This is a genomic window from Vibrio pomeroyi (assembly GCF_024347595.1).
GTDB lineage: Bacteria > Pseudomonadota > Gammaproteobacteria > Enterobacterales > Vibrionaceae > Vibrio > Vibrio pomeroyi.
Genome location: NZ_AP025506.1, coordinates 2,323,022 through 2,345,929, shown reverse-complemented (window position 1 = coordinate 2,345,929; position 22,908 = coordinate 2,323,022). Strand labels below are relative to the sequence as shown.

Sequence of the window (22,908 nt, the reverse complement as noted above, 5' to 3'; positions counted from 1 at the left end):
CCTTCAATTCTATTGGCGTGTCTTCACACCAAGTCGTTTAGTCTTGTTTGAGCCTCGCTAAGGCAAAGCTCATAAATAGGTTTTTAGTTTCTGCGTTTAAAGCCAGACTAGTAATTTCGAATCGCTGCAAAAGCGCGTTGTAGCTTGTCTGCGTCTTTTTTACCTGGAGCAGATTCAACACCAGAGTTTAGATCTAAGCCTAAGCAGCCCAACTTAGCCGCTTGGTTAGCATTTTCTGGGTTTAGACCACCTGCCAACATGATCGCACTTTGGTTGTTGATCAGGCTCCAATTGAACGCTTGACCTGTACCACCAGTTTGAGAACCCACTTTAGTATCTAGCAGGTGACGAGTCACGTTGCTTTCCAGTAATTCTGGTAATGCGCTCTCAGCGCCGCAAGCAACACCGTAAGCTTTCCAAATCTCAACGCTTTCAGGCAGTGATTGTTTTAGCTCATCGACATACGTTTGAGACTCATCACCGTGCAGTTGTACTGCAAACAAACCGAGCTCAGAAACCGTGTTAGCAACATCTGCCACGCTGTGGTTTTGAAACACACCCACGTAGTTCAATGGCGCGCCGCTCATCGTCAAACGAGCGGCTTCGATATCCACATGACGCTTAGACGCTTCAACGAAAATCAGACCGCCGAATACCGCGCCTGCTTGATACGCTTTGGCAGCATTGTCAGAGTGAGTTAAACCACACACCTTGTTTTCGCCCAGCGTTACTTTACGAACGGCCAGTTCAAGGTTCTTTTCAGCCATAAGAGAGCTGCCGATTAGGAAGCCATCTGCAAATGTTGAAAGGTCACGCACTTGTTGGTGGGTGTAGATACCAGACTCTGAAATCACGATGGCGTTTGGAGCCAGTTCGCGAATCAGTGGAGCCAACTCTTTGGTACGATTCAAATCAGTCGAAAGGTCACGTAGGTTACGGTTATTAATGCCGATAACCTTAGCGTTTAGAGCCACAGCACGGTGAAGCTCTTCTTCGTTGCTGACTTCCGTAAGCACGCCCATGTTAAGTGAGTGAGCAACCTCAGCAAGCGCTTGGTACTCTTCATCATTCAATACCGATAACATCAACAAGATCGCATCAGCTGAATAGTGGCGAGCTAGGTAAACTTGGTAGGTATCCACCATGAAGTCTTTACACAGGATTGGCTGCTTAGCAATGCTGCGAACCTTAGGTAAAAACTCAAAATCACCTTGGAAGTACTTCTCGTCGGTCAGAACTGAAATCGCGTTAGCGTGGTTGTTGTAAACCGATGCAATGTAGTCCAGGTCAAACTCGTCACGGATCAAACCTTTTGACGGAGAGGCTTTCTTACATTCAGTAATGAAAACCGTCTGTTCGCCGCTCAGTGCATCATAAAAGCTGCGGTCTGTTGCGGTTAACGCTGCTTTAAACTCTTCCAATGGTTGAGTTTGCTTACGCGCTGCAACCCATTGGTATTTATCACGAACGATTTTTGCTAGTACTTCTGCCATTTCAGCTTCTTTGACTGAAACGTGGGTCGACAGTTTATCGGTAGTCTGTGTCATGTTCTTTGTCTCAATTCGTCGTTCGTTAGGCGTGTGCAGCAAGCTTTTGTACAAGCTCGTATGCTTTGCCAGAGTTCATCGCGTCAATGGCTTGTTGTGCATTGGCTTTTAGGTCTTCGTGACCAAATAGACGCATCAATAGAGCAACGTTCACGGCTACTGCGCCAATTTGGGCTTCAGTGCCTTTACCTGTCAGGATATCTGTTGTGATAGCTTTGTTTTCTTCTGGCTCGCCGCCCTTGATTGCTTCAAGAGGGTGAGTGTTCAAACCAAAGTCTGCAGGTGTCACTGTGTATTCGTGAATTGCGCCATCTTTGATTTCAGCAACGATCGTTTCGCCGTGAATAGCCACTTCATCAAGTCCGCTACCGTGAACAACCGCCGCGCGCTTCATGCCCATTTGCAGCATGGTTTCCGCGATAGGGCGTACAAGCTCTTTGCTGTAAACACCCATTAGCTCGATGTTAGGGCGAGCAGGGTTAATCAGTGGGCCAAGGATGTTGAAGATTGTGCGTGTTTTCATTGTTTGGCGGACAGGCATCGCGTGACGCACGCCACCGTGGTATTGCGGAGCAAATAGGAATGCTACGCCAAGTTCATCGACAGCCGTACGTGTATCTTCGGCTGTCATCGCTAGGTTGATACCAAACGAATCCAGTAGGTCAGAAGAGCCTGATTTGCTCGATACACTGCGGTTACCGTGTTTAGCGACTTTTAAGCCACAAGCGGCTGCAACGAATGCTGAAGTCGTCGAAATATTAATGGTGTTGTGACCGTCACCGCCTGTACCTACGATGTCTGCAAAATCGTAATCAGGGCGTGGGAACGGATTTGCATTGGCAAGCAGTGCTTTCGCCGCGCCAGCAATTTCGTCTGGCGTCTCGCCTTTGATCTTAAGTGCAGTCAGTGCAGAAGCCATCAGGATTGGGTCTAGTTCACCCTTGATGATGACATCAAATAATTGTTGGCTTTCTTCTTGAGTAAGAGACTGCTGTTCGTAAAGTTTATTAATCTGTTCCATGATCGTTTCCTATATCGTCTTTTTCTCAAGAGCCCATTCGATTGCGTTCGCAAGAAGCGTTGCACCGTAGGTCGTCATAATTGATTCAGGGTGGAATTGGAATCCACACACCTTGTCTTGTTCTTGAACCACAGACATCACCAAATCATCGACTTCAGCTGTCACCGTTAGGCTATCTGATACATGCGTTGCAACTAAAGAGTGGTAGCGAGCAATAGCCAGTGGAGAAGGTAAGCCTTGGTAAGTCGCATGGTTTTGGTGTTCCATCATCGATACCTTACCATGAATGATTTCGCCTGCGCCTGCAACGGTACCGCCATAAGCTTCAACGATCGCTTGGTGGCCTAAGCAAATACCAATCATTGGCACTTTGCCTTTTAGCAGCTGAATCAGCTCAGGCATACAGCCCGCGTCTGCTGGAGCACCAGGGCCTGGTGAAAGTAGGGCTACAGGGTTGTCTAATTCGTTGATCGCCGCTTCAACGACCTTCGCAGAGATGTTGTTACGGTAAATTTTTACGTTGTGACCCAATGAACGGAACTGGTCTACAAGGTTGTAAGTGAACGAGTCGAAGTTATCGATGAATACAATATCAGCCATGATTACGACTCCTTCTTGTTAGAAATGGTTTTAGTATGTGCAGCTTGAATCGCTGAGATGACCGCTTGTGCTTTGCCGCGAGTCTCATCAGCTTCTGCTTGTGGGTCTGAATCGAATACTACACCAGCACCAGCTTGTACTTGTGCCACACCATCTTCAACGTAAGCAGAACGAATCACGATACACGTATCTAACGTGCCTTCACCTGTTAGGTAACCGACCGCACCGCCATAGCTACCACGACGCGTTTTTTCTACATCACGGATAAGCTGCATTGCACGGATTTTAGGGGCGCCTGTTAGCGTACCCATGTTCATACAAGCTTGGTAAGCATGCAGGGCATCTAAGTCTTCACGCAGTTGACCAACAACACGAGAAACCAAGTGCATCACATGGCTGTAGCGGTCAACTTTCAGTAAGTCTGCTACGTGGCGAGTGCCAGCTTCGGCAATACGTGCTACATCGTTACGCGCTAGATCGACCAGCATCATGTGTTCGGCGTTCTCTTTCTTGTCGGTGCGCAGTTCAAGCTCGATACGGCTGTCTAGGTCGAAGTCGATTTGACCGTCAGGACGCTTACCACGACGACGAGTCCCGGCAATTGGGTAGATCTCAATTTGGTTGGTTTCGGTTTCGTATTTCAGCGCGCTTTCTGGAGAAGCACCGAACAGAGTAAACAGCTCATCTTGCATGTAGAACATGTAAGGACTTGGGTTGCTTTGCTTAAGTTCTTTGTAGGCTGCCAGTGGAGCAGGGCAAGGAAGTGTGAAGCGGCGTGAAGGTACCACTTGGAACACATCGCCTTTTACTACGTACTCTTTTAGGTCGCGAACCGTTTGGCAGAAGTCTTCATCTGAAACGCTTGGTACGGCGTCAACATTGTCGAGTGGGGTGACTTCTGTAATAGCTTTCAGTGACTGACACTGTGTTTGAATGTCGGCTAGGCGATCAGTTAGCTGTGCTTTGATGCTCTCGTCTTGAGCGAACAAGCTTGCGTGTAGCAGGCCTTCATTCTCTTGGTGATCAAAACGTAATAGGGTTTCAGCCACGTAGAATACAAAGTCAGGACAATTGTTGGTTGCTTCAGCATCGCCTAGCGGTTCAAAGTTCGCCACGATGTCGTAAGCGAATAGGCCAGCCATGAACAAGGCGTGCTTATTATCAGTGTCTTGCTCAAAGCTGTGCTGAACCAAACGCAGTGCATCGAAAGAAGAAGCTTCTCTTAAGCGTGAGTCTTCGTCTAACTCGTTGCTTGGCTCGACAAAAGTCAGCGTCAGTAAGTTATCCGTCAAATCAGATTTAATCTCTGCTTTAACGTTTTGAGTCAGATGTTCGATAAGCGCTTGACCGTTTTGAGTCAACGCTTGAAAGGTTACTTCATGTCCGCGACATACAATACGAACAGCAGAGTCGATAAGGAGTAGGCTTGTCAGGTTCTGTTTAGATTCAATCTCAGCAGATTCCAACAGCAAACTGTCTGTTTTGTTCTCACACAAAGTATGAAAAACACTGGTTGGATCTTGCGAGTAAGGAACTGAAGAATTGATGACCTCAATAGTTCCCAGCTTTTTGATTTCAATGGCCTTGTTCACAAGACCTCCTTTATGATTCTTTAAATTTCCTGCCGTACATAGTCGCATAAAGATACCTTTCACCCAATCTAGAATATGGTCAATTCGATGATTTGTTAGTCAGTTGAATGTGAGATGTTCGACAAATTAAAAAGCCCGCTATTAAAGCGGGCTTAGTGATAACTTTTTTATAAACAAACTGTTTAATTAGAAGTACACGTTAGCCCACCAAGAACTTGTCCAAGTGCGCCACCAATTAAGCTCTGAACTTGCTTCTACTGAAGAAAGTTCTAAAACTTTATCTTTATGGTTTTGGTTAAATTCTTGTAACATGGTGAACCTATCAAATGTGATACTTCGTATTTGTGTACTAGTTAACTAGTTTTCCGCTTGCGGGTCAAGTGTGTTGACACAAATATAACGATAAAAATTGAAAACAATGAAAAAGAATATATGAGAATTGATCTACATAGTCATACAACAGCCTCAGATGGCCGACTTACTCCACCTGAGCTAATTGACCGAGCGCTAAGCTTTAACATCGAAGCGTTAGCGATTACAGATCATGATACGACTGATGGGCTTGCTGAAGCACGTAGCTACATTGCTGATAACAACCTTCCTATTCAGTTGATTAATGGCATCGAGATCTCAACCGTTTGGCAAAACAAAGATATCCATATTGTTGGGCTAAACGTTGATCCTGAATCGCCGGAATTGAAAGCACTGATTGAACAACAGAAGCAACACCGTATCGGGCGTGCCGAGCTTATTGCTCAGCGTCTTGAGAAAGCGACTCGCGAAGGGGTGCTGGACGAAGTGAAGTTAATTGCTGGTGATGCGCCTATCACTCGCGCTCACTTTGCTAAGTGGCTAGTCGATAATGGCTACGCGAAAACCATGCAGCAGGTATTTAAAAAGTTTCTGACTCGCAATAACCCAGGTTACGTTCCGCCAACGTGGTGTTCAATGAGTGATGCTGTCACGGCGATTCATGCGGCTGGTGGACAAGCAGTATTGGCTCACCCGGGGCGATATGGCTTTACAGCGAAGTGGGTTAAGCGCCTGTTAGCGGCATTTGTTGAAGCAAAAGGGGACGCGATGGAAGTCGCTCAACCTCAGCAAGCGCAACAAGAAAGACGCACACTTGCGGATTATGCTATACAATACAAACTATTAGCCTCCCAAGGCAGCGATTTCCATTACCCATCTCCGTGGATGGAACTTGGACGTAATCTCTGGCTACCTTCTGGGGTAGAAGAAGTATGGAAAGATTGGGAGTTTCAACCGGTTTCACCATCTGAATAGTCTTTAGGTGAGCCAGCTCCTTCTGATGATAGAGTCGAGAGATTCGATAACGAGGATCAACAATGAGCCAGTTTTTTTATGTACACCCAGATAACCCACAAGCACGTTTAATCAGCCAAGCGGTTGCGATTATCCGCAATGGCGGTGTTGTGGTTTATCCAACGGATTCCGGTTATGCACTGGGTTGTCAGCTTGAGAACAAACAAGCACTTGAACGTATTTGTAAAATTCGCCGTATCGACGATAAACATAACTTCACCCTGTTATGCCGTGACCTGTCTGAACTGTCACTGTACGCACGTGTAGATAATGTTGCTTTCCGCCTACTTAAGGCGCATACGCCGGGTGCTTACACGTTTATTTTCAAAGCAACCAAAGAAGTGCCAAAGCGTTTAATGAACGCGAAACGTAAAACCATTGGTATTCGTGTACCAGACAACAAGATCGCGCTAGACCTGTTGGAAGCGATGGGTGAGCCGTTGATGTCGACGTCACTGATTCTACCGGGTAACGAGACAACTGAATCGGATCCAGAAGAAATTCGTGACAGCCTTGAGCATGCCGTTGATGTCATTTTGAATGGCGGCTACTTGGGCGAGCAACCAACGACCGTTATTGACTTCAGTGACGATGACGCCGTGATTCTACGTCGTGGTGCTGGTGATCCTGCGCCGTTTGAATAATCGCTTTACTGATTAACAGTCTGTAACGATACAACGAACCTGCTATAGCAAATAACAAGTGCTTTTTAGCGGGTTCTTTGAGATAATACGCGACCGCGATTTGGTCGCGAAAAAATTCATTCGACGTCTGTGAAGACGACAATTAGGTAGAAAAGAGTAAATGAGCGAAAAATTACAGAAGGTTTTAGCGCGAGCTGGTCACGGTTCTCGTCGTGAACTAGAAGGTTTAATTAAATCTGGCCGTGTAAGTGTTAACGGGCAAGTTGCGAAACTGGGTGAGCGTCTTGAAGACGAGAACTCAGTGATCCGTATCGATGGCCATACTGTTTCAGGCAAAGCTTCAGAAGAAGTTGTTTGTCGTGTACTTGCTTACTACAAACCTGAAGGTGAGCTTTGTACTCGTCACGACCCTGAAGGCCGCCGTACTGTTTTCGATCGTCTACCTAAGATCCGTGGTTCTCGTTGGATTTCAGTTGGTCGTCTTGATGCAAACACATCGGGTCTTTTGCTTTTCACTACTGATGGTGAACTTGCAAACCGTCTAATGCACCCAAGCCGTCAGGTTGAACGTGAGTACCTAGTACGTGTATTCGGTGAAGTGACTGAGCAGAAGGTTAAGAACCTTGTGCGTGGCGTTGAACTAGAAGATGGTATGGCTCGTTTCGAAGACGTGGTTTACGCTGGTGGTGAAGGTATGAACCATACTTTCTACGTAGCAATCAACGAAGGTCGTAACCGTGAGGTTCGTCGTCTTTGGGAATCACAAGAAACAACAGTAAGCCGCCTGAAACGTGTACGTTACGGTGATATCTACCTTGATAAGAAATTGCCTCGTGGCGGTTGGAAAGAGCTAGATCTTGAAGAAGTTAACTACCTACGTCAGCTAGTTGAACTGAACCCAGAGAAAGAAACGTTGTTGGATCTTGATCCTTCAAACACTTCTCGTAAGCGTGAGCGTTCTCGTAGCCAAAAAATTCGTCGTGCTGTTAAGCGTCACGAAGAGCGTGCAAACGCACCTAAAGGCCGTAGCAACCAACCTAAGCGTAAGAAGCCAGCGACTCGCGGCACTACAACACCTGATTCAGGTCGTAGCGCTCCAGCAGCTAAAGGCAAGCCTCAGGCTAACAAAAGCAAGCCTAAGATGAACAATGGTCGTCCGGCTAAACCAGCTAAGCCAAGAACACGTCAGTAAGTTCTTAACTTAACGCTTTATTAGCTGAAAGCACTGAATACTAAAAAAACCTGCTCATTGAGCAGGTTTTTTTACATCTAAATCTTAGGTTTTATCCGCTCAATACCGCTTGGCATTGAAGCTCACCTTTCACAACTAACAAAGTATCAAGCCGTTTTGAGCCGTCATTCCCTAGAACGAGGAACGAGTGTCATAGGGAATCTCAAGCGCGGCCGAAACAAAAGTCGCTTACTATTTGTGGTTCGAAAAGTTATCGCCTTTCGCCAATCGATCGTAAAGCACAACGTTCACTGATGCGGCTAGGTTCATACAACCATTCGTTGGGACGTAAATCGTCTCGCGACAGAAGTCGGTGATCTCTTTCTTCAGCGTGCCGTCTTCAGGGCCAAAGATGTAAAACGCGCGTGGTGGATGCTTGTAATCAGGTAAAGGCTTAGCGCCCTCAATCAGATCGACAGCAACAGGTACGCAGCCTACTGGAATAATGTCTTTCAGATCTTCAACACCAATGAGAGGCAGCGCTAGGTGCTTCTCTTTGGTATCGGTATGGAATTTTCGCGCGTGGTCGTAGCGTGTGCCCGTGTAAAACACAGAGTTGGCGCCGTAGCAGCCAGCTGCTCGCATTACTGAACCTACGTTTTCAGGCGTCTTTGGGTTAACTAGGCCAATGCAGGCATAGCCTTTCGATTGTGTGTCTGTTTTTGCTTTGGTCATAATCAGTGAATCTAACGTTGATGATGAAAGTGGGTAGTCACGATGAGAAATAGCGCGATAAAAATAGCCGAGCAATGGGCTCGGCTAACTTTTAACTCGCGTACATGAATACTTGTTTACTCATGTAAATGAGCGTCGACAGCGGTACTAGTCGCGCTTCCACAGCATGTGACAGAACTTATGGTCTGGATCACGGCTGATTAGCATACGAGCAAATACGTCGTCTAGAACGTCATCAGCTTCATTCACAAGACCAATGCGCACTTCAGCGTAGATTTCTTTGTCGACTTCAAAGCCAACATGTTCAACCCAATCATCGCCAGTTTCAACAAGCTCTGCTGCGCCACGATCTTCAAACTGAGCCGTGAAAAGAATCACGTCTGCTGGTTCTAGGTTGTCAGGTGCCATCTCTAGGAAGATGTCGTATGCAGTGTCAATTGCGTCGTCATAAGACATTAGGTCGTTAGCTTCGGTCATAATAAGTATCTTAGCTTGCGCGGTTCATGTATTTACGTTCAGCAGTGTTTACTACTACTTTGTCGCCAGTCGCGATGTACTCAGGTACTTGGATAGTAAGACCTGTAGAAAGACGAGCAGGCTTAGTACGAGCAGACGCTGACGCACCTTTGATTGAAGGGTCAGTCTCTTCGATAACTAGCTCAACAGAGGTTGGTAGCTCAAGCGTTGCAGCGTTACCATCGATAAGGATCGCGTACATACCTTGAGTTTCTTCGTTGATGAACAGTAGTTCGTCTTCGATAGTTTCACCGTTGAAGATGAATTGTGTGTAATCTTCGTTATCCATGAAGATGTACTCGTTGCCATCAACGTAAGAGAACATTACTGCACGCTTAGTTACGTCGATAGTTTCAACGATTTCGTCAGCCTTGTGGCGAACTTCAGTTTTAACGCCAGTTGCTACATCGTTACCACGGAAGCGGTAAATCTTTTGGCCGCCGCGGCCGCCTGGTGTTGTTACTTCGATATCTTTAACGATCACTGTTTTGCTTTCTACTGTGATAGCAAAACCTTTTTTAATTTCACTTGCTCTAGGCATTTTGTGTTTGTCCTTATTGGGTCTATCCGCTGATTATATCTCGGAGATGCTATAAATAGGAATAGCTTGAATCATAAAGTCACCTAAGCGATCATAGAGTCACAGTTAAATCATGATTTTATTTGCCGAAACGACCTATGCAGCTACCTGTTATTGACCCAACACAGCCTTTTCAACCTGAATTCCAACCTGTGGTTAACGATCTGATTACCTTCTTAAAAGGTGGGTTAGGTTCTAATCTACACAGTGTCTATATTTATGGCAGTGTCGCTCGCAAGCAAGCCGTTGTCGGTCGCTCAAATCTTGATGTGGTTGTGGTGACACACCGCCCGTTTCCTGATCAGCGAACCACGCTGTTGAATACCATTAAATGGCGCTTCCAAAAAAGCTTCCCGCAAGTCACTCAAGTGGCAATTAAAACTACCTTAGTGAGTGAGATAGTCGACTTCGACAATATCTTCACTTGGGGCTTTATGCTGAAGCATTTGGCCGTGTGTGTGCACGGTGAAGACTTATCGGATTGCTATGGTGATTTTGAAACGAGTTGGGAAATTGCCAAGCATTGGAATATGGATGCGGAAAACTGGTTAGCGGTGTATCGCAACAAGATTGCCCGAGCAACAACGCCAGAACAACAAGTGGCCGCGCAAGTCATCATTGCCAAGAAGCTGCTAAGAGCGAGCTACTCTTTGGTGATGTATCGCGATAAGTATTGGTTTGATGATCCTGTCGAATGTGGCCAACAGTTCTTGAAGTATCACCCAGATAGAGAAGTCGAAATCCAACGATTGGGCATCTTACTTTCTGGAAGAGCGATTCCGAAGCGTTCGGTTATCGGCATTCTGGATGGTTTTGGAGAGTGGCTGGTTAAGCAGTATCAGAAAACAGAATTTCGAATCGGATAGAGCTTCATAACCTATCGATATAAAAAAGCAGAGCGAATTGAACATTCCTCTGCTTTTTTGTTTTGATGGAACCTCGACAAGAATCTTAGAATAGACCTAACTGCTGCCCGCTGACTCTCTCAAAATCTAAACCGATGAAGGGCAAAATAGCCTCTGCGACCGGTTTAATCTGTTTGTCGATGTAATGCTGATAATCGATACCACTCTTTAAATACTCTTTCGGCTCAGGGCCACTCAGAGTAATCAGATATTCAATACGCCCTTTGTTCTGGTATTGAAGCGGACGACCGAGCTGAGCGTTGATCTCGTCGGCCAATCTTGCGGCGCGAACTTGTGGCGGAATGTTCTTCTGGTACTCATGCAGTTTACGACGCAGACGCTTCTGATAAACCAATAAATCATCGTGTTTACCTGCTGAAGTCTCATCAACAAACTGTCTTACGTAGTCGGTTGGGTCTTGGTCATGAAACACCATCTCATATAGCGTTTGTTGGAACTGTTGTGCCAGCGGTGTCCAGTCTGTTCGTGCACTTTCGAGCCCTTTGAAAATGATCTTCTCTTGGTCGCCTTGATTGATTAAACCTGCATAGCGCTTCTTCGAGCCTGTTTCTGAACCTCGAATGGTTGGCATCAGAAACTTGCGATAGTGAGTCTCATATTCCAATTCAAGTATCGAGGTTAGGTTGTAGGTCTCTTTGAGATGATTCGTCCACCAATCGTTAATGTAAGCGACAAGTTCATTCCCGATCTCGTCGGCTTGTTGTTGATCATAACTGCCATTCAGAGACACGAAGGTTGAATCGGTGTCTCCGTAGATAACTTGATAGCCTTTATCTTCGATAAGCACCTTGGTCTGCTTCATGATTTCATGACCACGCATGGTGATCGATGAGGCTAGGCGAGTATCAAAGAAGCGACAACCAGACGAGCCTAACACACCATAAAAAGAGTTCATGATGATCTTAATGGCTTGAGAAAATGCCTTTTCGTTGTTCTTCTTTGCTACATCACGAGCAGCCCATAAGTTCTCGATCATTTCGGGTAGAAAGTGCTTAGAGCGATGGAATTGACCGCCTCGAAAACCATCAACCGCTTGATCTTCTGCTGGGCCAAGTTCTAACTTTAAACCCTCGATTAGCCCCATAGGGTCAATCAAAAATGAGCGAATGATTGATGGATACAGGCTCTTAAAATCGAGAACCAAAACCGAGTCGTAAAGGTTAGGGATTGAATCCATCACGTAGCCACCGGGGCTAGCGATCCAATTCTCAGGCTCTAAGTTAGGCGCGACATAACCCGCCCTGTGTATCTGTGGTAGGTATAAATTAGTAAAGGCAGCAACAGAACCGCCAACACGATCAAGCTCTACACCAGTCAGTCGTGAACGCTCAATCGCAAAATCGAGTAGGTGAGTATGTTCGAAGATTCGGTTTACCAACACACAGTCTTGAAGGTTGTACTTGGCGAGTGAAGGCTTATCGAACTTAAACATCCGGTTGATCTCATCCATGCGGTCATGAACGTTGTGGATGTCTTTGCCTTCGCCGAGTAGCTCTTGCGATACCGACTCCAGTGACCATGAACGGAAGTGGTAGGTCGCCGTTTTAAGCATGTCGATACCATCCAATACAACACGTCCTGGAATAGTGATAAAGCCTTGCTGGTTTTGTGCAGAGCTGCGAAAGAAGCTGGGTTGATTGTCTCGACCAATAGTTAATTTCACTTCGTTCCATTCTGAACGTTTGTGCAGCAGCCTAAAGTCGAAATCAATGACGTTCCAACCAATGATGATGTCAGGGTCAAACTCGGAAAACCAAGCAATCATCGCCTCTAGAAGAGCTTTTTCGTTGGCAACCCATTGGATGTTGGTGTCTGCTTGTTGCGGTTCGCCGACCATGATCACTCGGCTATCCATTGGGCTGTCTAAGCCAATGGAGTAAAGCACGCCTTTCTCGGAACACTCGATGTCCAGTGAGACCACCGACAAGCTAGGTAAGTAGTTTCCAGCGCGACATTTCGCTCTTGATACTCTGCGATGCTGATTCTTTTGTACCGCGGTGCCTGTGAACTCAACACTTCCTTTGATAAAGCGTTCCATCAAGAATCGGTCAGCGAGTCGAATATCGCTTTCAAAGGTTTGAATTTCTTCGTTATGGAAGGCTTGCGCTAAGCCAAAGCTGCTTCTTGAAAGCGATGTGTAACAAGCCGCGAGAGGCGTTTGTTCGAAGGTCGCGAGGTCTAAAGGCTTAAATTGGCAGTCTATCGATTCTTTGGTCGCAATAGTCTGACATGCTGGTACATCAGATTGAGCGACAAAAAATACAGGCTTTTCATTTTGAATAGTCAGCAGAGTTGGGCCTTGAGGGGTACTTAACCACAAATCGATTTGTGTGCGCCCTGAAAAATCTCTTGCTTGTCTAGTGAGTACAAAGCCTTGCTGAATATCCAATGTAGTAACCTATTGAAACTGGGAATCGAATACTACCATCTAGCGCTGGATTCCGCACAATAGGCTGGGCAAATAGTCATTAATTTATCGTTAATAGCATTGAATAACGGGACGATATAAGCAAATAAGTGAAATTGTCACGAATGGTTATTCAATGGTATTGAAAATATCTTTATCTTGTGTAATTTTATTGGGTGTTGTTTTAACTAGTTGATTTTTACCAAAAGCTTGTTGTTTTAGCTGGCTTATTTATAAATAAGTACTTGCTAAAGTTCGTGTTTCAGCACATATTCAACAGAGCTTTTTTTTACTAATTAAGTTAAGATGTACTCAATGCTGCGATCCACTGTTCCTTTGTTCAATTGTTTCAAACAGATGAAACGACACAGTGGTTGCAGAGCCAATTAATAGTGTGGAGATACAAGTTTGATAAATGTTTTCCTTGTAGATGATCACGAGCTGGTTCGCACAGGGATACGACGTATTATTGAAGACGTCCGTGGAATGAACGTAGCAGGGGAAGCTGAAAGCGGTGAAGATGCTGCAAAATGGTGTCGTACTAACAATACTGACGTTATTTTGATGGATATGAATATGCCTGGTATTGGTGGCTTAGAAGCAACCAAGAAAATCTTGCGTTTCAACCCTGATATTAAAATCATCGTTTTAACTGTTCATACGGAAAATCCGTTTCCAACTAAAGTGATGCAAGCTGGAGCTGCAGGTTACCTTACTAAAGGTGCAGGTCCGGATGAAATGGTAAATGCAATTCGAGTGGTTAACAGTGGCCAACGATACATTTCACCAGAAATTGCGCAGCAGATGGCATTGAGCCAATTCTCGCCTGCGTCTGAAAATCCATTCGCAGACTTATCTGAACGTGAACTTCAAATCATGATGATGATTACCAAAGGTCAGAAAGTGACGGATATTTCAGAACAACTCAATCTAAGTCCTAAGACAGTCAACAGTTACCGCTACCGTTTGTTCAGCAAGCTGGATATCAGTGGCGATGTAGAGCTGACGCACTTAGCGATTAGACATGGAATGTTAGACACTGAGACCCTTTAACACTGAGATCGTATAGTGACCAACTTGTTTGACTCAGTCTCATTCCTCAAGACAGTAACAGAACAGCCCGGCGTTTATCGAATGTATAACGCCGAGGCTGTCGTTATTTACGTCGGTAAAGCTAAGAACCTCAAAAAACGCCTTTCCAGTTATTTCCGTAAAAAAGTCGACAGTGAAAAAACTCGCGCTCTAGTCAGCAATATTGACAAGATCGATGTCACTGTAACGCACACGGAAACTGAAGCTCTTATTCTTGAGCACAACTACATCAAGCAGTATCTACCGAAATACAACGTACTTCTGCGTGATGATAAGTCGTACCCTTATATTTTTATTAGCGGTCACAAGCATCCTCGTTTGTCGATGCACCGTGGAGCTAAAAAGAAAAAGGGTGAATACTTTGGTCCTTATCCTGACTCCGGTGCTGTGCGTGAGACGCTACACCTAATTCAAAAAATCTTTCCTGCTCGTCAGTGTGAAGACACGGTTTATGCCAACAGAACACGTCCATGCTTGATGTATCAAATTGGTCGTTGTGCTGCGCCATGTGTCAGCTCGATTATCTCTGATGAAGAGTACAGCGAGCTTATCGACTATGTTCGTCTATTCCTGCAAGGGAAAGATAAGCTGGTGCTAGAGACGCTCATCGAGAAGATGGACACGGCCAGCCGAGAGCTTCGCTTTGAACAAGCCGCTGCTTTTCGCGATCAAATCCAAGCGATTCGACGTGTGCAAGAACAACAGTATGTATCTGACGACTCTATGGAAGATATGGATGTGTTGGGCTTTGCTCAAGAGAATGGCGTGGCGTGTATTCATATCTTGATGATTCGGCAAGGTAAAGTCTTAGGTAGCCGAAGCCACTTTCCTAAGATTCCAAACAATACGGTACGCGAAGAGGTCTTTTCGAGCTTTTTAAGTCAATATTACTTAGCGCATAATGAAGCGAGAACCATTCCAACCCGCTTGATTCTAAACGCAGACCTAATGGAAGACGTCACTCCGATTCAAGAAGCTTTGTGTGAGGTTGCGGGTCGTAAGATCCATTTCAACACTAATCCTTCTGGTACTCGTGGTCGTTACCTTAAATTGTCGAACACCAATGCGTTAACGGCGATTACGACCAAGATTAACCACAAGATGACGATTAATCAGCGCTTCAAAGAGCTACAAGAAGTGTTGTCGATGGATGCGATTAAACGCATGGAATGTTTCGATATCAGTCATACTATGGGTGAAAGCACGATTGCGTCTTGTGTGGTGTTCAATCAAGAAGGTCCTGTTAAGCCGGAATACCGCCGTTACAACATCACGGGCATTACCGGTGGTGATGATTATGCGGCGATGGCTCAGGCGCTTGAGAGACGTTATTCGAAGCAGCTTGATGTAGACAAAATCCCAGACATCATCTTTATCGATGGTGGTAAAGGTCAACTTAACCGCGCTCATGAAATTATTTCCCAATATTGGGGTGACTGGCCGTTTAGACCGAGAATGATGGGTATTGCGAAAGGGGTAACCCGTAAACCTGGTTTAGAGACTCTAGTGACCCTTGAAGGGGAAGAGTTTAATTTACCCAGTGATGCACCAGCGCTGCACCTTATTCAACACATTCGAGATGAAAGCCATAATCATGCGATTGCAGGGCACCGAGCGAAACGCGGTAAAACGCGCAGAACCAGTGCTTTGGAAGGAATTGAAGGGGTAGGGCCTAAGCGTCGTCAAGCTTTGCTGAAATATATGGGAGGCTTACAAGAACTTAAGCGTGCAACTGTCGAAGAAATAGCCAAAGTGCCGGGCATTAGTCATTCTTTGGCAGAAAACATTTATCAAGCATTGAAACAATAGTAAAAATCCCGCACCATTAAAGCGCAATTAATAAGAGCCCAATAATATGCGTTTGAATATACCTAACATTTTGTCCTTACTGAGACTATTTTTGATCCCAGTATTCGTTGTTGTTTTTTACCTACCTTATCAATGGGCTCCTTTTGCTGCTGCGATGGTGTTTTGGGTAGCAGGTTTTACTGACTGGCTAGATGGCATGCTTGCTCGTAAGTTAGGGCAAACCTCTCGCTTTGGCGCATTTATTGACCCAGTGGCCGATAAAGTGCTGGTGGCTACGGCTCTTATTCTGATTACTGAACACTATCATTCGATTTGGATAACTATCCCCGCGGTGACCATGATTGCTCGTGAAATTATCATTTCAGCGCTTCGTGAATGGATGGCCGAAATCGGTAAACGCGCAAGTGTTGCGGTATCTTGGGTTGGTAAAGTCAAAACGGTTTCTCAGATGTTCGCTCTTTGGGTACTTATCTGGAGATACGACGACTGGATGGTGTGGGTAGGTTACATTGCACTGTATGTTGCAACCGTTCTTACTTATTGGTCAATGGCGCAATACTTGATGGCCGCCAAAGACGATTTGTTAGACGAAAAACACCATTGATGAAGAAGCGAGCTGAGGCTCGCTTTTTTGATCTTTAACCTAAGGCTAAGTTATCAATACTCGATATCTAATGTGATATAGATCTCCTTTGAATAACCTGCTCACAGTGTCTTTTGCACATAAAGTCAGCTATTTGGCCTGTTTCGTATGAAATCTATTCAAACGAATTAAAAATACAAAAATAATATTGACTCAATCGTCTGAATCCGTAGAATGCATCCCGTACCCAAGAGGATGGCAACGAGCAATTCGATTGGAGTTACTAAGGCGCCTTGGCAGAGTGGCTATGCAGCGGATTGCAAATCCGTGGACCTCGGTTCGACTCCGGGAGGCGCCTCCATTCTCTCTTTCATTTTAGAAAGTTGATGAATGAAAATGCGATACTAGCTCAGTTGGTAGAGCGCAACCTTGCCAAGGTTGAGGTCATCGGTTCGAACCCGATGTATCGCTCCAAATTTTGTAATGTTGATTGGCGTCAGCATTAAGATGGTGTTTTACTTTTCAGTAATCGGCATCGCAATAAAGAATTGCGTGCCCTGGTGGTGGAATTGGTAGACACAAGGGATTTAAAATCCCTCGACGTTCGCGTTGTGCCGGTTCAAGTCCGGCCCGGGGCACCATCTATTAAAGTCTTTATCTCGATAAAGCAAATGCGATACTAGCTCAGTTGGTAGAGCGCAACCTTGCCAAGGTTGAGGTCATCGGTTCGAACCCGATGTATCGCTCCAAATTAAAAAGCCCGAACAGAAATGTTCGGGCTTTTTTGGTTTTTTTCGTTTAGTGTTTCTATGTCTGTATTCATTTTTTCGAATCCGCGCCCAAGCTTTATTTCTATAGCAAAACCTTCGTTATCAAATTCGTTTATATCACTCAGCTTTTAAAAGCGAGATTCCCGATGAACTCGTTCCTCGTTCTAGGGAATGACGTAAATGCGAGCAGGTGATTAACTTTTCACTCCCTTATCGTGTAGTGAGCTTTGATGGTTTCGGTGCAAGGTTCGCTATGAGGTCGTTTCCGATTTTAAGGAGTGACGCAAGCATCCAGCTTTAAAGCTTCTCTAGCAACGGTTATAACACCACGTCGTCATCCTCGGCCGTGAGGAACGAGCGAACCGGGGATCTCTGTAATGAAAGGACGTGTTGATGATATTTTCAACGATCTTTCCGTCACTTCCGTTATTTATTAAGCCATCATTAAAAACTATTGATAGTTCGTTTCACTTTATGTTACTTTCCCGCGCAATCTCGGAATGACCGATGCTCAAAAAGAGCCGTGATTGCTTCTGGGGGATACGCGTGATGACCATTCTTGCTGATTGGGACATTACGTAGGGTAGGTATTGGCTAGTCCTTTAGCTGATAGACGGGATACTTATGGCGCAGTTCGCCATGTTAATGGGAAACCCAACATTGAACACACTAACTACAACATTGCTAATCAGCTCTGCATTTCCAAAGGGACCAGCTCCACATAGCTGCCCGATCCTGCAAAAATGTCCAATTCTTCAAAACAGTAGCATTACTGAACCTTGAGCTTTCGCTAACAATTTTTCGCTGTCTTAAGACGGCCTAATTTCGTATTCGTCATTTGACTTATGCGAGCGTACAGCTATATCTCATTTCTAGACAATACGCGTGCTTCACCATGAACTCTCTCTAAATCAACAGAGGGTCGGTGTGTAATTGCGTCTGATGGAGGTGAGTATGAACACATTCAAGGGGACTTTTATGACTACCGCCTTTGAAGTCGATATCAATACTATCGCAAATTCATTTTCAACTATGGTTCCTATCGTAGAGGGAACTTACGACCTAACACCTGACGCTATTTTGCTTGAGCAAGAACAGCATGAGTCGGATGTTCGTTCTTACCCAAGACGCCTTCCTATTGCTATTAAGCGAGCATGCGGTGCTTTAGTCGAAGATACTCGTGGCCAACTCTTTCTCGATTGCTTAGCCGGTGCAGGTACACTTTCTTTGGGTTATAACCACCCGGAGATTAACCAAGCACTTAAAGACCAACTTGATTCCGGTCTGCCATACCAAACTCTTGATATTACGACTCAAGCAAAAGAGACGTTTATCAAGCGAGTTAAAGCGTTTCTTCCTCAAGACTTTTCAGATAACTCGGTTCTTCAATTCTGTGGCCCGTCAGGCGCTGATGCCGTTGAAGCGGCAATCAAGCTAGCGAAGCAAACCACAGGTCGTAACACCATGTTTGCTTTCCGTGGTGCTTACCACGGCATGACCAACGGCACCATGGGCATGATGGGCAACTTAGGCACAAAAGAACGTCGTAGCGGCTTGATGTCTGACGTGCACTTTATGCCTTTCCCATATAACCTACGCTGCCCGTTTGGCATTGGCGGTGAAGCGGGTGCGAACGCAAGCATTCGTTACATCGAACGTATGTTGAATGATGACGAATCTGGCATCATGAAACCGGCTGCGATGATCGTTGAGCCTGTACAAGGTGAGGGCGGTGTTATTCCTGCTCCTGCTTCTTGGTTACAAGGTCTACGTCGCATCTGTGATGAACACGGTATCTTACTGATTTTTGATGAAATCCAATGTGGTGTAGGCAAAACAGGTCATCGATTTGCGTTTGAAGAGTCAGGCGTTAACCCTGATATCTTATGTTTATCTAAAGCGATTGGTGGCGGACTGCCGATGTCGCTGCTCGTATTCGATAAGAGCATCGATACATGGAAAGCGGGTGAGCACACGGGTACTTTCCGTGGTAACCAACTGGCTATGGTGTCTGGTGCGAAAGCGTTAGAAATCATCGAGCGAGATGGTTTGGTTGAGCACGCGAATATTGCAGGCCAATACCTGCGTCATGGATTAGAGAAGATTCAATCTCGCGTGAACTGCATTGCTGAGGTTCGTGGTAAAGGCCTAATGCTTGGCGCTGAGATCAAGCAACCAAATGGCGAACTTAACAAGTTTGGTGAGCCGAAATCAGACGGCGAACTGACCCTAGCGATTCAGCGCGCAGCATTAGAGCGCGGTTTGATGGTCGAGAAGGGCGGTCGTGATGGCTCCGTGATTCGCTTCCTACCACCGATGATTATCTCTTTCGAGCAGATAGACTTTGCACTGCGCGTGATGGAAGAAGCCATTATTGCTGCTGGCGGAGGCGTTCAAGAAGATCAAGCTTCAAGTGAGCCAGCAAACCAAGAGTGGAACAAGCACTTCATTCACACAGGCTTAGGCGGTAGCGACGAATTCGCTAACGTGATGAACCAAACCACTCAAGCAATGAAAGCCGTTTTTGAGCAGGTTGAAACGCCATACTCAGGTCTAGAACCAAAAGTGCTAGAGGCTGCAATCAAGGCTGTCGACCTAGACAACAACCAACACGCTTTGGTTGACGTTGTAGATAGCACTGCAGACCTTGTCGCTGCTAACTCCATCTTTGTGCAACACCCTGACTGTATTGCACATCTTCACACACCTCCTCTTATGGCATCGGTAGCGGCGGAGTCCATTATCGCGGCTCTGAATCAATCAATGGATTCATGGGACCAAGCATCGGCTGCAACTTATGTTGAGCAGCGCGTGGTTGATTGGATGTGTGACAAGTACCAACTTGGCGAGAAAGCGGACGGTGTTTTCACCAGTGGTGGCACGCAAAGTAACCTAATGGGCTTATTGCTAGCGAGAGATTGGGTTGCGGATAAGCACGATGGTCACTCAATCCAAAAGCTGGGTTTGCCAGATTACGCGAGCAAGCTTCGTATCTTGTGTTCAAACAAATCTCACTTCACGGTTCAAAAATCCGCTTCACTACTTGGTTTAGGCGAGAGCGCGGTGTGTTGTGTTGAAACGAACGCAAACGGCACCATCAAACCTGATTTGTTGGACGCAGAAGTCAAAGCACTTAAAGCTCAAGGCCTGATTCCTTTTGCTGTAGTGGGGACGGCAGGTACTACTGATCACGGTGCTATCGACGACCTTGATGCGATTGCAGACATCGCAAGCCAACAAGGCCTTTGGTTCCATGTCGACAGTGCTTACGGTGGCGCGCTTATCTTGAGTAGCCACAAGGCTCGTTTACAAGGCATCGAAAAAGCGGACTCTGTGAGTGTCGATTTCCACAAGCTTTTCTACCAAACAATCAGCTGTGGCGCGGTGTTGTTGAAAGACAAAGCGAACTTTAAGTACCTTCTGCATCACGCAGATTACCTAAACCGTGAACACGATGAGCTGCCGAACTTAGTCGACAAGTCTATCGCGACCACCAAGCGTTTCGATGCATTGAAAGTCTTCATGACGATGCAAAGCGTTGGGCCAAAGCAGTTGGGAGACATGTACGACCATCTTCTTGAGCAAACGCTAGAAGTGGCAGACCTGATTCAAAACCAAGCTGACTTAGAGCTACTCGCGGAGCCTTCACTATCAACAGTGCTGTTCCGATCTAAGCCGAACAATAAGCAGTCAGTAAACGGTGAGCTAGATTTAGACAAACTGAATCAAACGCTAAGACTGGAAGCGCTGACTCGTGGTGTTGCGGTATTGGGTGAAACGGTCGTGGATGGTAAGAGTGCGCTTAAATTCACTATCTTGAATCCGTGCCTAAAGACTTCAGATTTCAAATCTCTAATTAACAAAATTCAAACTCTAGCCACTGAGCTAGCAGAACAACAAGGGTAATTAATACTATGGCTATTCTACAAATTGGTGCAGGCGGCGTTGGTTGGGTTGTTGCACATAAAGCAGCACAAAATAACGAAGTACTGGGTGATATCACAATCGCTTCTCGCACCATCGCGAAGTGTGAAAAAATCATCGAATCGATTAAAGGTAAAAACAACCTTAAAGATTCAACTAAAAAACTAGAAGCTCGCGCAGTAAACGCTGACGATGTTGATGCACTTGTTGCTCTGATTAACGAAGTGAAACCAGACCTAGTCATCAACGCAGGTCCTCCTTGGGTAAACATGGCGATCATGGAAGCGTGTTACCAAGCAAAAGTATCTTACTTAGATACATCGGTAGCAGTTGACCTATGTTCTGAAGGCCAACAAGTACCACAAGCTTACGATTGGCAGTGGGGCTACCGTGAGAAGTTTGCAGAGGCAGGTATCACAGGTATTCTTGGTGCGGGTTTCGATCCAGGTGTGGTTTCAGTATTTGCAGCGCACGCGGTTAAGCACCTATTCGATGAGATTGATACGATCGACGTAATGGACGTAAACGCAGGCGACCACGGTAAGAAATTTGCGACTAACTTTGACCCAGAAACGAACATGCTTGAGATCCAAGGCGATTCTTTCTACTGGGAAAATGAAGAGTGGAAACAAGTACCTTGCCACTCACGTATGCTTGAGTTTGATTTCCCTAACTGTGGTTCTCACAAAGTTTACTCAATGGCGCACGATGAAGTTCGTTCAATGAAGGAATTCATCCCAGCGAAGCGTATCGAATTCTGGATGGGCTTTGGTGATGCTTACCTTAACTACTTTAACTGCATGCGTGACATCGGTCTTCTTAGCCCAGACCCGCTAACACTGCACGATGGCACTGTTGTTCAGCCTCTACATGTTCTTAAAGCGCTACTGCCAGATCCAACGTCTTTGGCTCCGGGTTACACAGGTTTAACGTGTATCGGTACTTGGGTTCAAGGTAAGAAAGATGGTAAAGAGCGCAGCGTGTTCATCTACAATAACGCAGACCACGAAGTGGCTTACGAAGACGTAGAGCACCAAGCGATTTCTTACACAACGGGTGTTCCAGCTATTACGGCTGCACTTCAGTTCTTCCGTGGTGAATGGGCTGATAAAGGCGTGTTCAACATGGAACAGCTAAACCCAGACCCGTTCCTAGCAACGATGCCAGAAATCGGTCTAGATTGGCACGTTCAAGAGCTAGAGCCAGGACAAGGTCTACCTCTAATCCATACTTTGAAGTAATACATAGTTAGGTTCTTACCTCGCTTTGAATTACTGGGGAATGACGAAGGTGATGGTTACTTCTTCCATGAGATGACTAAGAACATCGTTGTTCCCTATAGAGAGGGGTGAGCATAATAGGGAATCTCAGTTGCTGTCGATTTCTATTGAACGACGGGTGGCTTTGGAAGATCCCCAACTCGCTCATTCTTCCCTCTTGGGGATGACGAAAGGTGATTATTTTCTCTGGTATTTGACGAAGACGATATTTGCTTCATCTAATCGGTAATGCAGAAATCGTCATTCCCTAAAGCGAGGGACGAGTGTAATAGGGAATCTCTAATACACTTAAATACTTCCAATGTACTTACTTATATCGAGCCGATGCATTAAGCGTCGGCTTTGTTCGATTATCATGTGCCTTCGTGAACTCGAGGGCCGCAAG

General features: G+C 45.7%; 18 protein-coding genes, 4 tRNA genes and 1 other annotated feature. Of the genes, 13 read left to right on the top strand and 9 right to left on the bottom strand.

What is annotated here, in order from left to right; all coding sequences use genetic code 11:
• Positions 1–107: 107 nt before the first annotated feature.
• The 5 genes from trpCF to OCV12_RS10230 form a co-directional block, all read right to left on the bottom strand.
• Positions 108–1,547 (bottom strand): bifunctional indole-3-glycerol-phosphate synthase TrpC/phosphoribosylanthranilate isomerase TrpF, encoded by a 1,440-nt coding sequence (trpCF, locus tag OCV12_RS10250; RefSeq protein WP_261884589.1) that lies wholly within the window; start codon positions 1,545–1,547, stop codon positions 108–110.
• Positions 1,548–1,572: 25 nt separating this feature from the next.
• The gene (gene trpD, locus OCV12_RS10245; RefSeq protein ID WP_261884588.1) at positions 1,573–2,568 is read right to left on the bottom strand and encodes an anthranilate phosphoribosyltransferase; all 996 of its coding nucleotides are present in this window, start codon (positions 2,566–2,568) and stop codon (positions 1,573–1,575) included.
• Between the two features lie 9 nt (positions 2,569–2,577).
• Positions 2,578–3,168: an aminodeoxychorismate/anthranilate synthase component II gene (locus OCV12_RS10240; RefSeq protein ID WP_261884587.1), complete on the bottom strand. Its 591-nt coding sequence runs from the start codon at positions 3,166–3,168 to the stop codon at positions 2,578–2,580.
• Positions 3,169–3,170: 2 nt separating this feature from the next.
• Positions 3,171–4,760 carry an anthranilate synthase component 1 gene (locus OCV12_RS10235; protein ID WP_261884586.1) on the bottom strand — a complete coding sequence of 530 codons (1,590 nt, stop codon included), beginning with the start codon at positions 4,758–4,760 and terminating at the stop codon, positions 3,171–3,173.
• A 125-nt stretch (positions 4,761–4,885) separates the two neighbouring features.
• Positions 4,886–5,000, bottom strand: a sequence feature (Trp leader region).
• Positions 4,947–5,072, bottom strand: coding sequence for a trp operon leader peptide (locus tag OCV12_RS10230; protein ID WP_009848753.1), 126 nt, complete (start codon positions 5,070–5,072; stop codon positions 4,947–4,949). It overlaps the preceding feature by 54 nt.
• Positions 5,073–5,192: 120 nt before the next feature.
• On the opposite strand from OCV12_RS10230, the gene rnm reads away from it, so the two are divergent.
• From rnm to rluB, 3 genes are all read left to right on the top strand, one after another.
• Positions 5,193–6,047: an RNase RNM gene (gene rnm, locus OCV12_RS10225; RefSeq protein WP_261884585.1), complete on the top strand. Its 855-nt coding sequence runs from the start codon at positions 5,193–5,195 to the stop codon at positions 6,045–6,047.
• A gap of 62 nt (positions 6,048–6,109) precedes the next feature.
• On the top strand, positions 6,110–6,730 hold the full coding sequence (locus tag OCV12_RS10220; protein ID WP_060467459.1) for an L-threonylcarbamoyladenylate synthase: 621 nt from the start codon (positions 6,110–6,112) through the stop codon (positions 6,728–6,730).
• A 160-nt stretch (positions 6,731–6,890) separates the two neighbouring features.
• Positions 6,891–7,922, top strand: a complete 1,032-nt coding sequence (rluB, locus tag OCV12_RS10215; RefSeq protein ID WP_017631784.1) for a 23S rRNA pseudouridine(2605) synthase RluB — start codon at positions 6,891–6,893, stop codon at positions 7,920–7,922.
• Between the two features lie 231 nt (positions 7,923–8,153).
• On the opposite strand, the gene OCV12_RS10210 is transcribed toward rluB, so the two are convergent.
• From OCV12_RS10210 to efpL, 3 genes are all read right to left on the bottom strand, one after another.
• The gene (locus tag OCV12_RS10210; RefSeq protein WP_017629620.1) at positions 8,154–8,636 is read right to left on the bottom strand and encodes an RNA methyltransferase; all 483 of its coding nucleotides are present in this window, start codon (positions 8,634–8,636) and stop codon (positions 8,154–8,156) included.
• 147 nt (positions 8,637–8,783) lie between these two features.
• Positions 8,784–9,113 carry an HI1450 family dsDNA-mimic protein gene (locus OCV12_RS10205; RefSeq protein WP_017055114.1) on the bottom strand — a complete coding sequence of 110 codons (330 nt, stop codon included), beginning with the start codon at positions 9,111–9,113 and terminating at the stop codon, positions 8,784–8,786.
• Between the two features lie 10 nt (positions 9,114–9,123).
• A complete protein-coding gene (efpL, locus tag OCV12_RS10200) occupies positions 9,124–9,693 on the bottom strand; it encodes an elongation factor P-like protein EfpL (protein WP_017055115.1) in 570 nt (189 codons plus the stop codon).
• Between the two features lie 137 nt (positions 9,694–9,830).
• On the opposite strand from efpL, the gene OCV12_RS10195 reads away from it, so the two are divergent.
• Positions 9,831–10,598: a nucleotidyltransferase family protein gene (locus OCV12_RS10195; protein WP_017629621.1), complete on the top strand. Its 768-nt coding sequence runs from the start codon at positions 9,831–9,833 to the stop codon at positions 10,596–10,598.
• Between the two features lie 85 nt (positions 10,599–10,683).
• Here the strand turns inward: OCV12_RS10195 and OCV12_RS10190 are convergent, their stop codons facing one another.
• Positions 10,684–13,047: a DNA polymerase II gene (locus tag OCV12_RS10190; protein ID WP_261884584.1), complete on the bottom strand. Its 2,364-nt coding sequence runs from the start codon at positions 13,045–13,047 to the stop codon at positions 10,684–10,686.
• Positions 13,048–13,473: 426 nt separating this feature from the next.
• Here OCV12_RS10190 and uvrY point away from each other — a divergent pair, with 426 nt between their 5' ends.
• From uvrY to OCV12_RS10145, 9 genes are all read left to right on the top strand, one after another.
• Positions 13,474–14,118, top strand: coding sequence for a UvrY/SirA/GacA family response regulator transcription factor (gene uvrY, locus OCV12_RS10185; RefSeq protein ID WP_026084475.1), 645 nt, complete (start codon positions 13,474–13,476; stop codon positions 14,116–14,118).
• Between the two features lie 15 nt (positions 14,119–14,133).
• The gene (gene uvrC, locus OCV12_RS10180; protein ID WP_102432892.1) at positions 14,134–15,966 is read left to right on the top strand and encodes an excinuclease ABC subunit UvrC; all 1,833 of its coding nucleotides are present in this window, start codon (positions 14,134–14,136) and stop codon (positions 15,964–15,966) included.
• 46 nt (positions 15,967–16,012) lie between these two features.
• Positions 16,013–16,570, top strand: coding sequence for a CDP-diacylglycerol--glycerol-3-phosphate 3-phosphatidyltransferase (pgsA, locus tag OCV12_RS10175; protein ID WP_017061490.1), 558 nt, complete (start codon positions 16,013–16,015; stop codon positions 16,568–16,570).
• A 266-nt stretch (positions 16,571–16,836) separates the two neighbouring features.
• A tRNA-Cys gene (locus tag OCV12_RS10170) sits at positions 16,837–16,910 on the top strand.
• A gap of 37 nt (positions 16,911–16,947) precedes the next feature.
• Positions 16,948–17,023: transfer RNA gene (locus tag OCV12_RS10165), tRNA-Gly, on the top strand.
• Between the two features lie 80 nt (positions 17,024–17,103).
• A tRNA-Leu gene (locus OCV12_RS10160) sits at positions 17,104–17,190 on the top strand.
• 32 nt (positions 17,191–17,222) lie between these two features.
• A tRNA-Gly gene (locus OCV12_RS10155) sits at positions 17,223–17,298 on the top strand.
• 975 nt (positions 17,299–18,273) lie between these two features.
• Entirely contained in the window at positions 18,274–21,225 is a 2,952-nt protein-coding gene (locus OCV12_RS10150; RefSeq protein WP_261884583.1) for a pyridoxal phosphate-dependent class III aminotransferase, read from the top strand.
• Between the two features lie 8 nt (positions 21,226–21,233).
• The gene (locus tag OCV12_RS10145) at positions 21,234–22,484 is read left to right on the top strand and encodes a carboxynorspermidine synthase (protein ID WP_123284447.1); all 1,251 of its coding nucleotides are present in this window, start codon (positions 21,234–21,236) and stop codon (positions 22,482–22,484) included.
• The last annotated feature ends 424 nt before the right edge of the window (positions 22,485–22,908 follow it).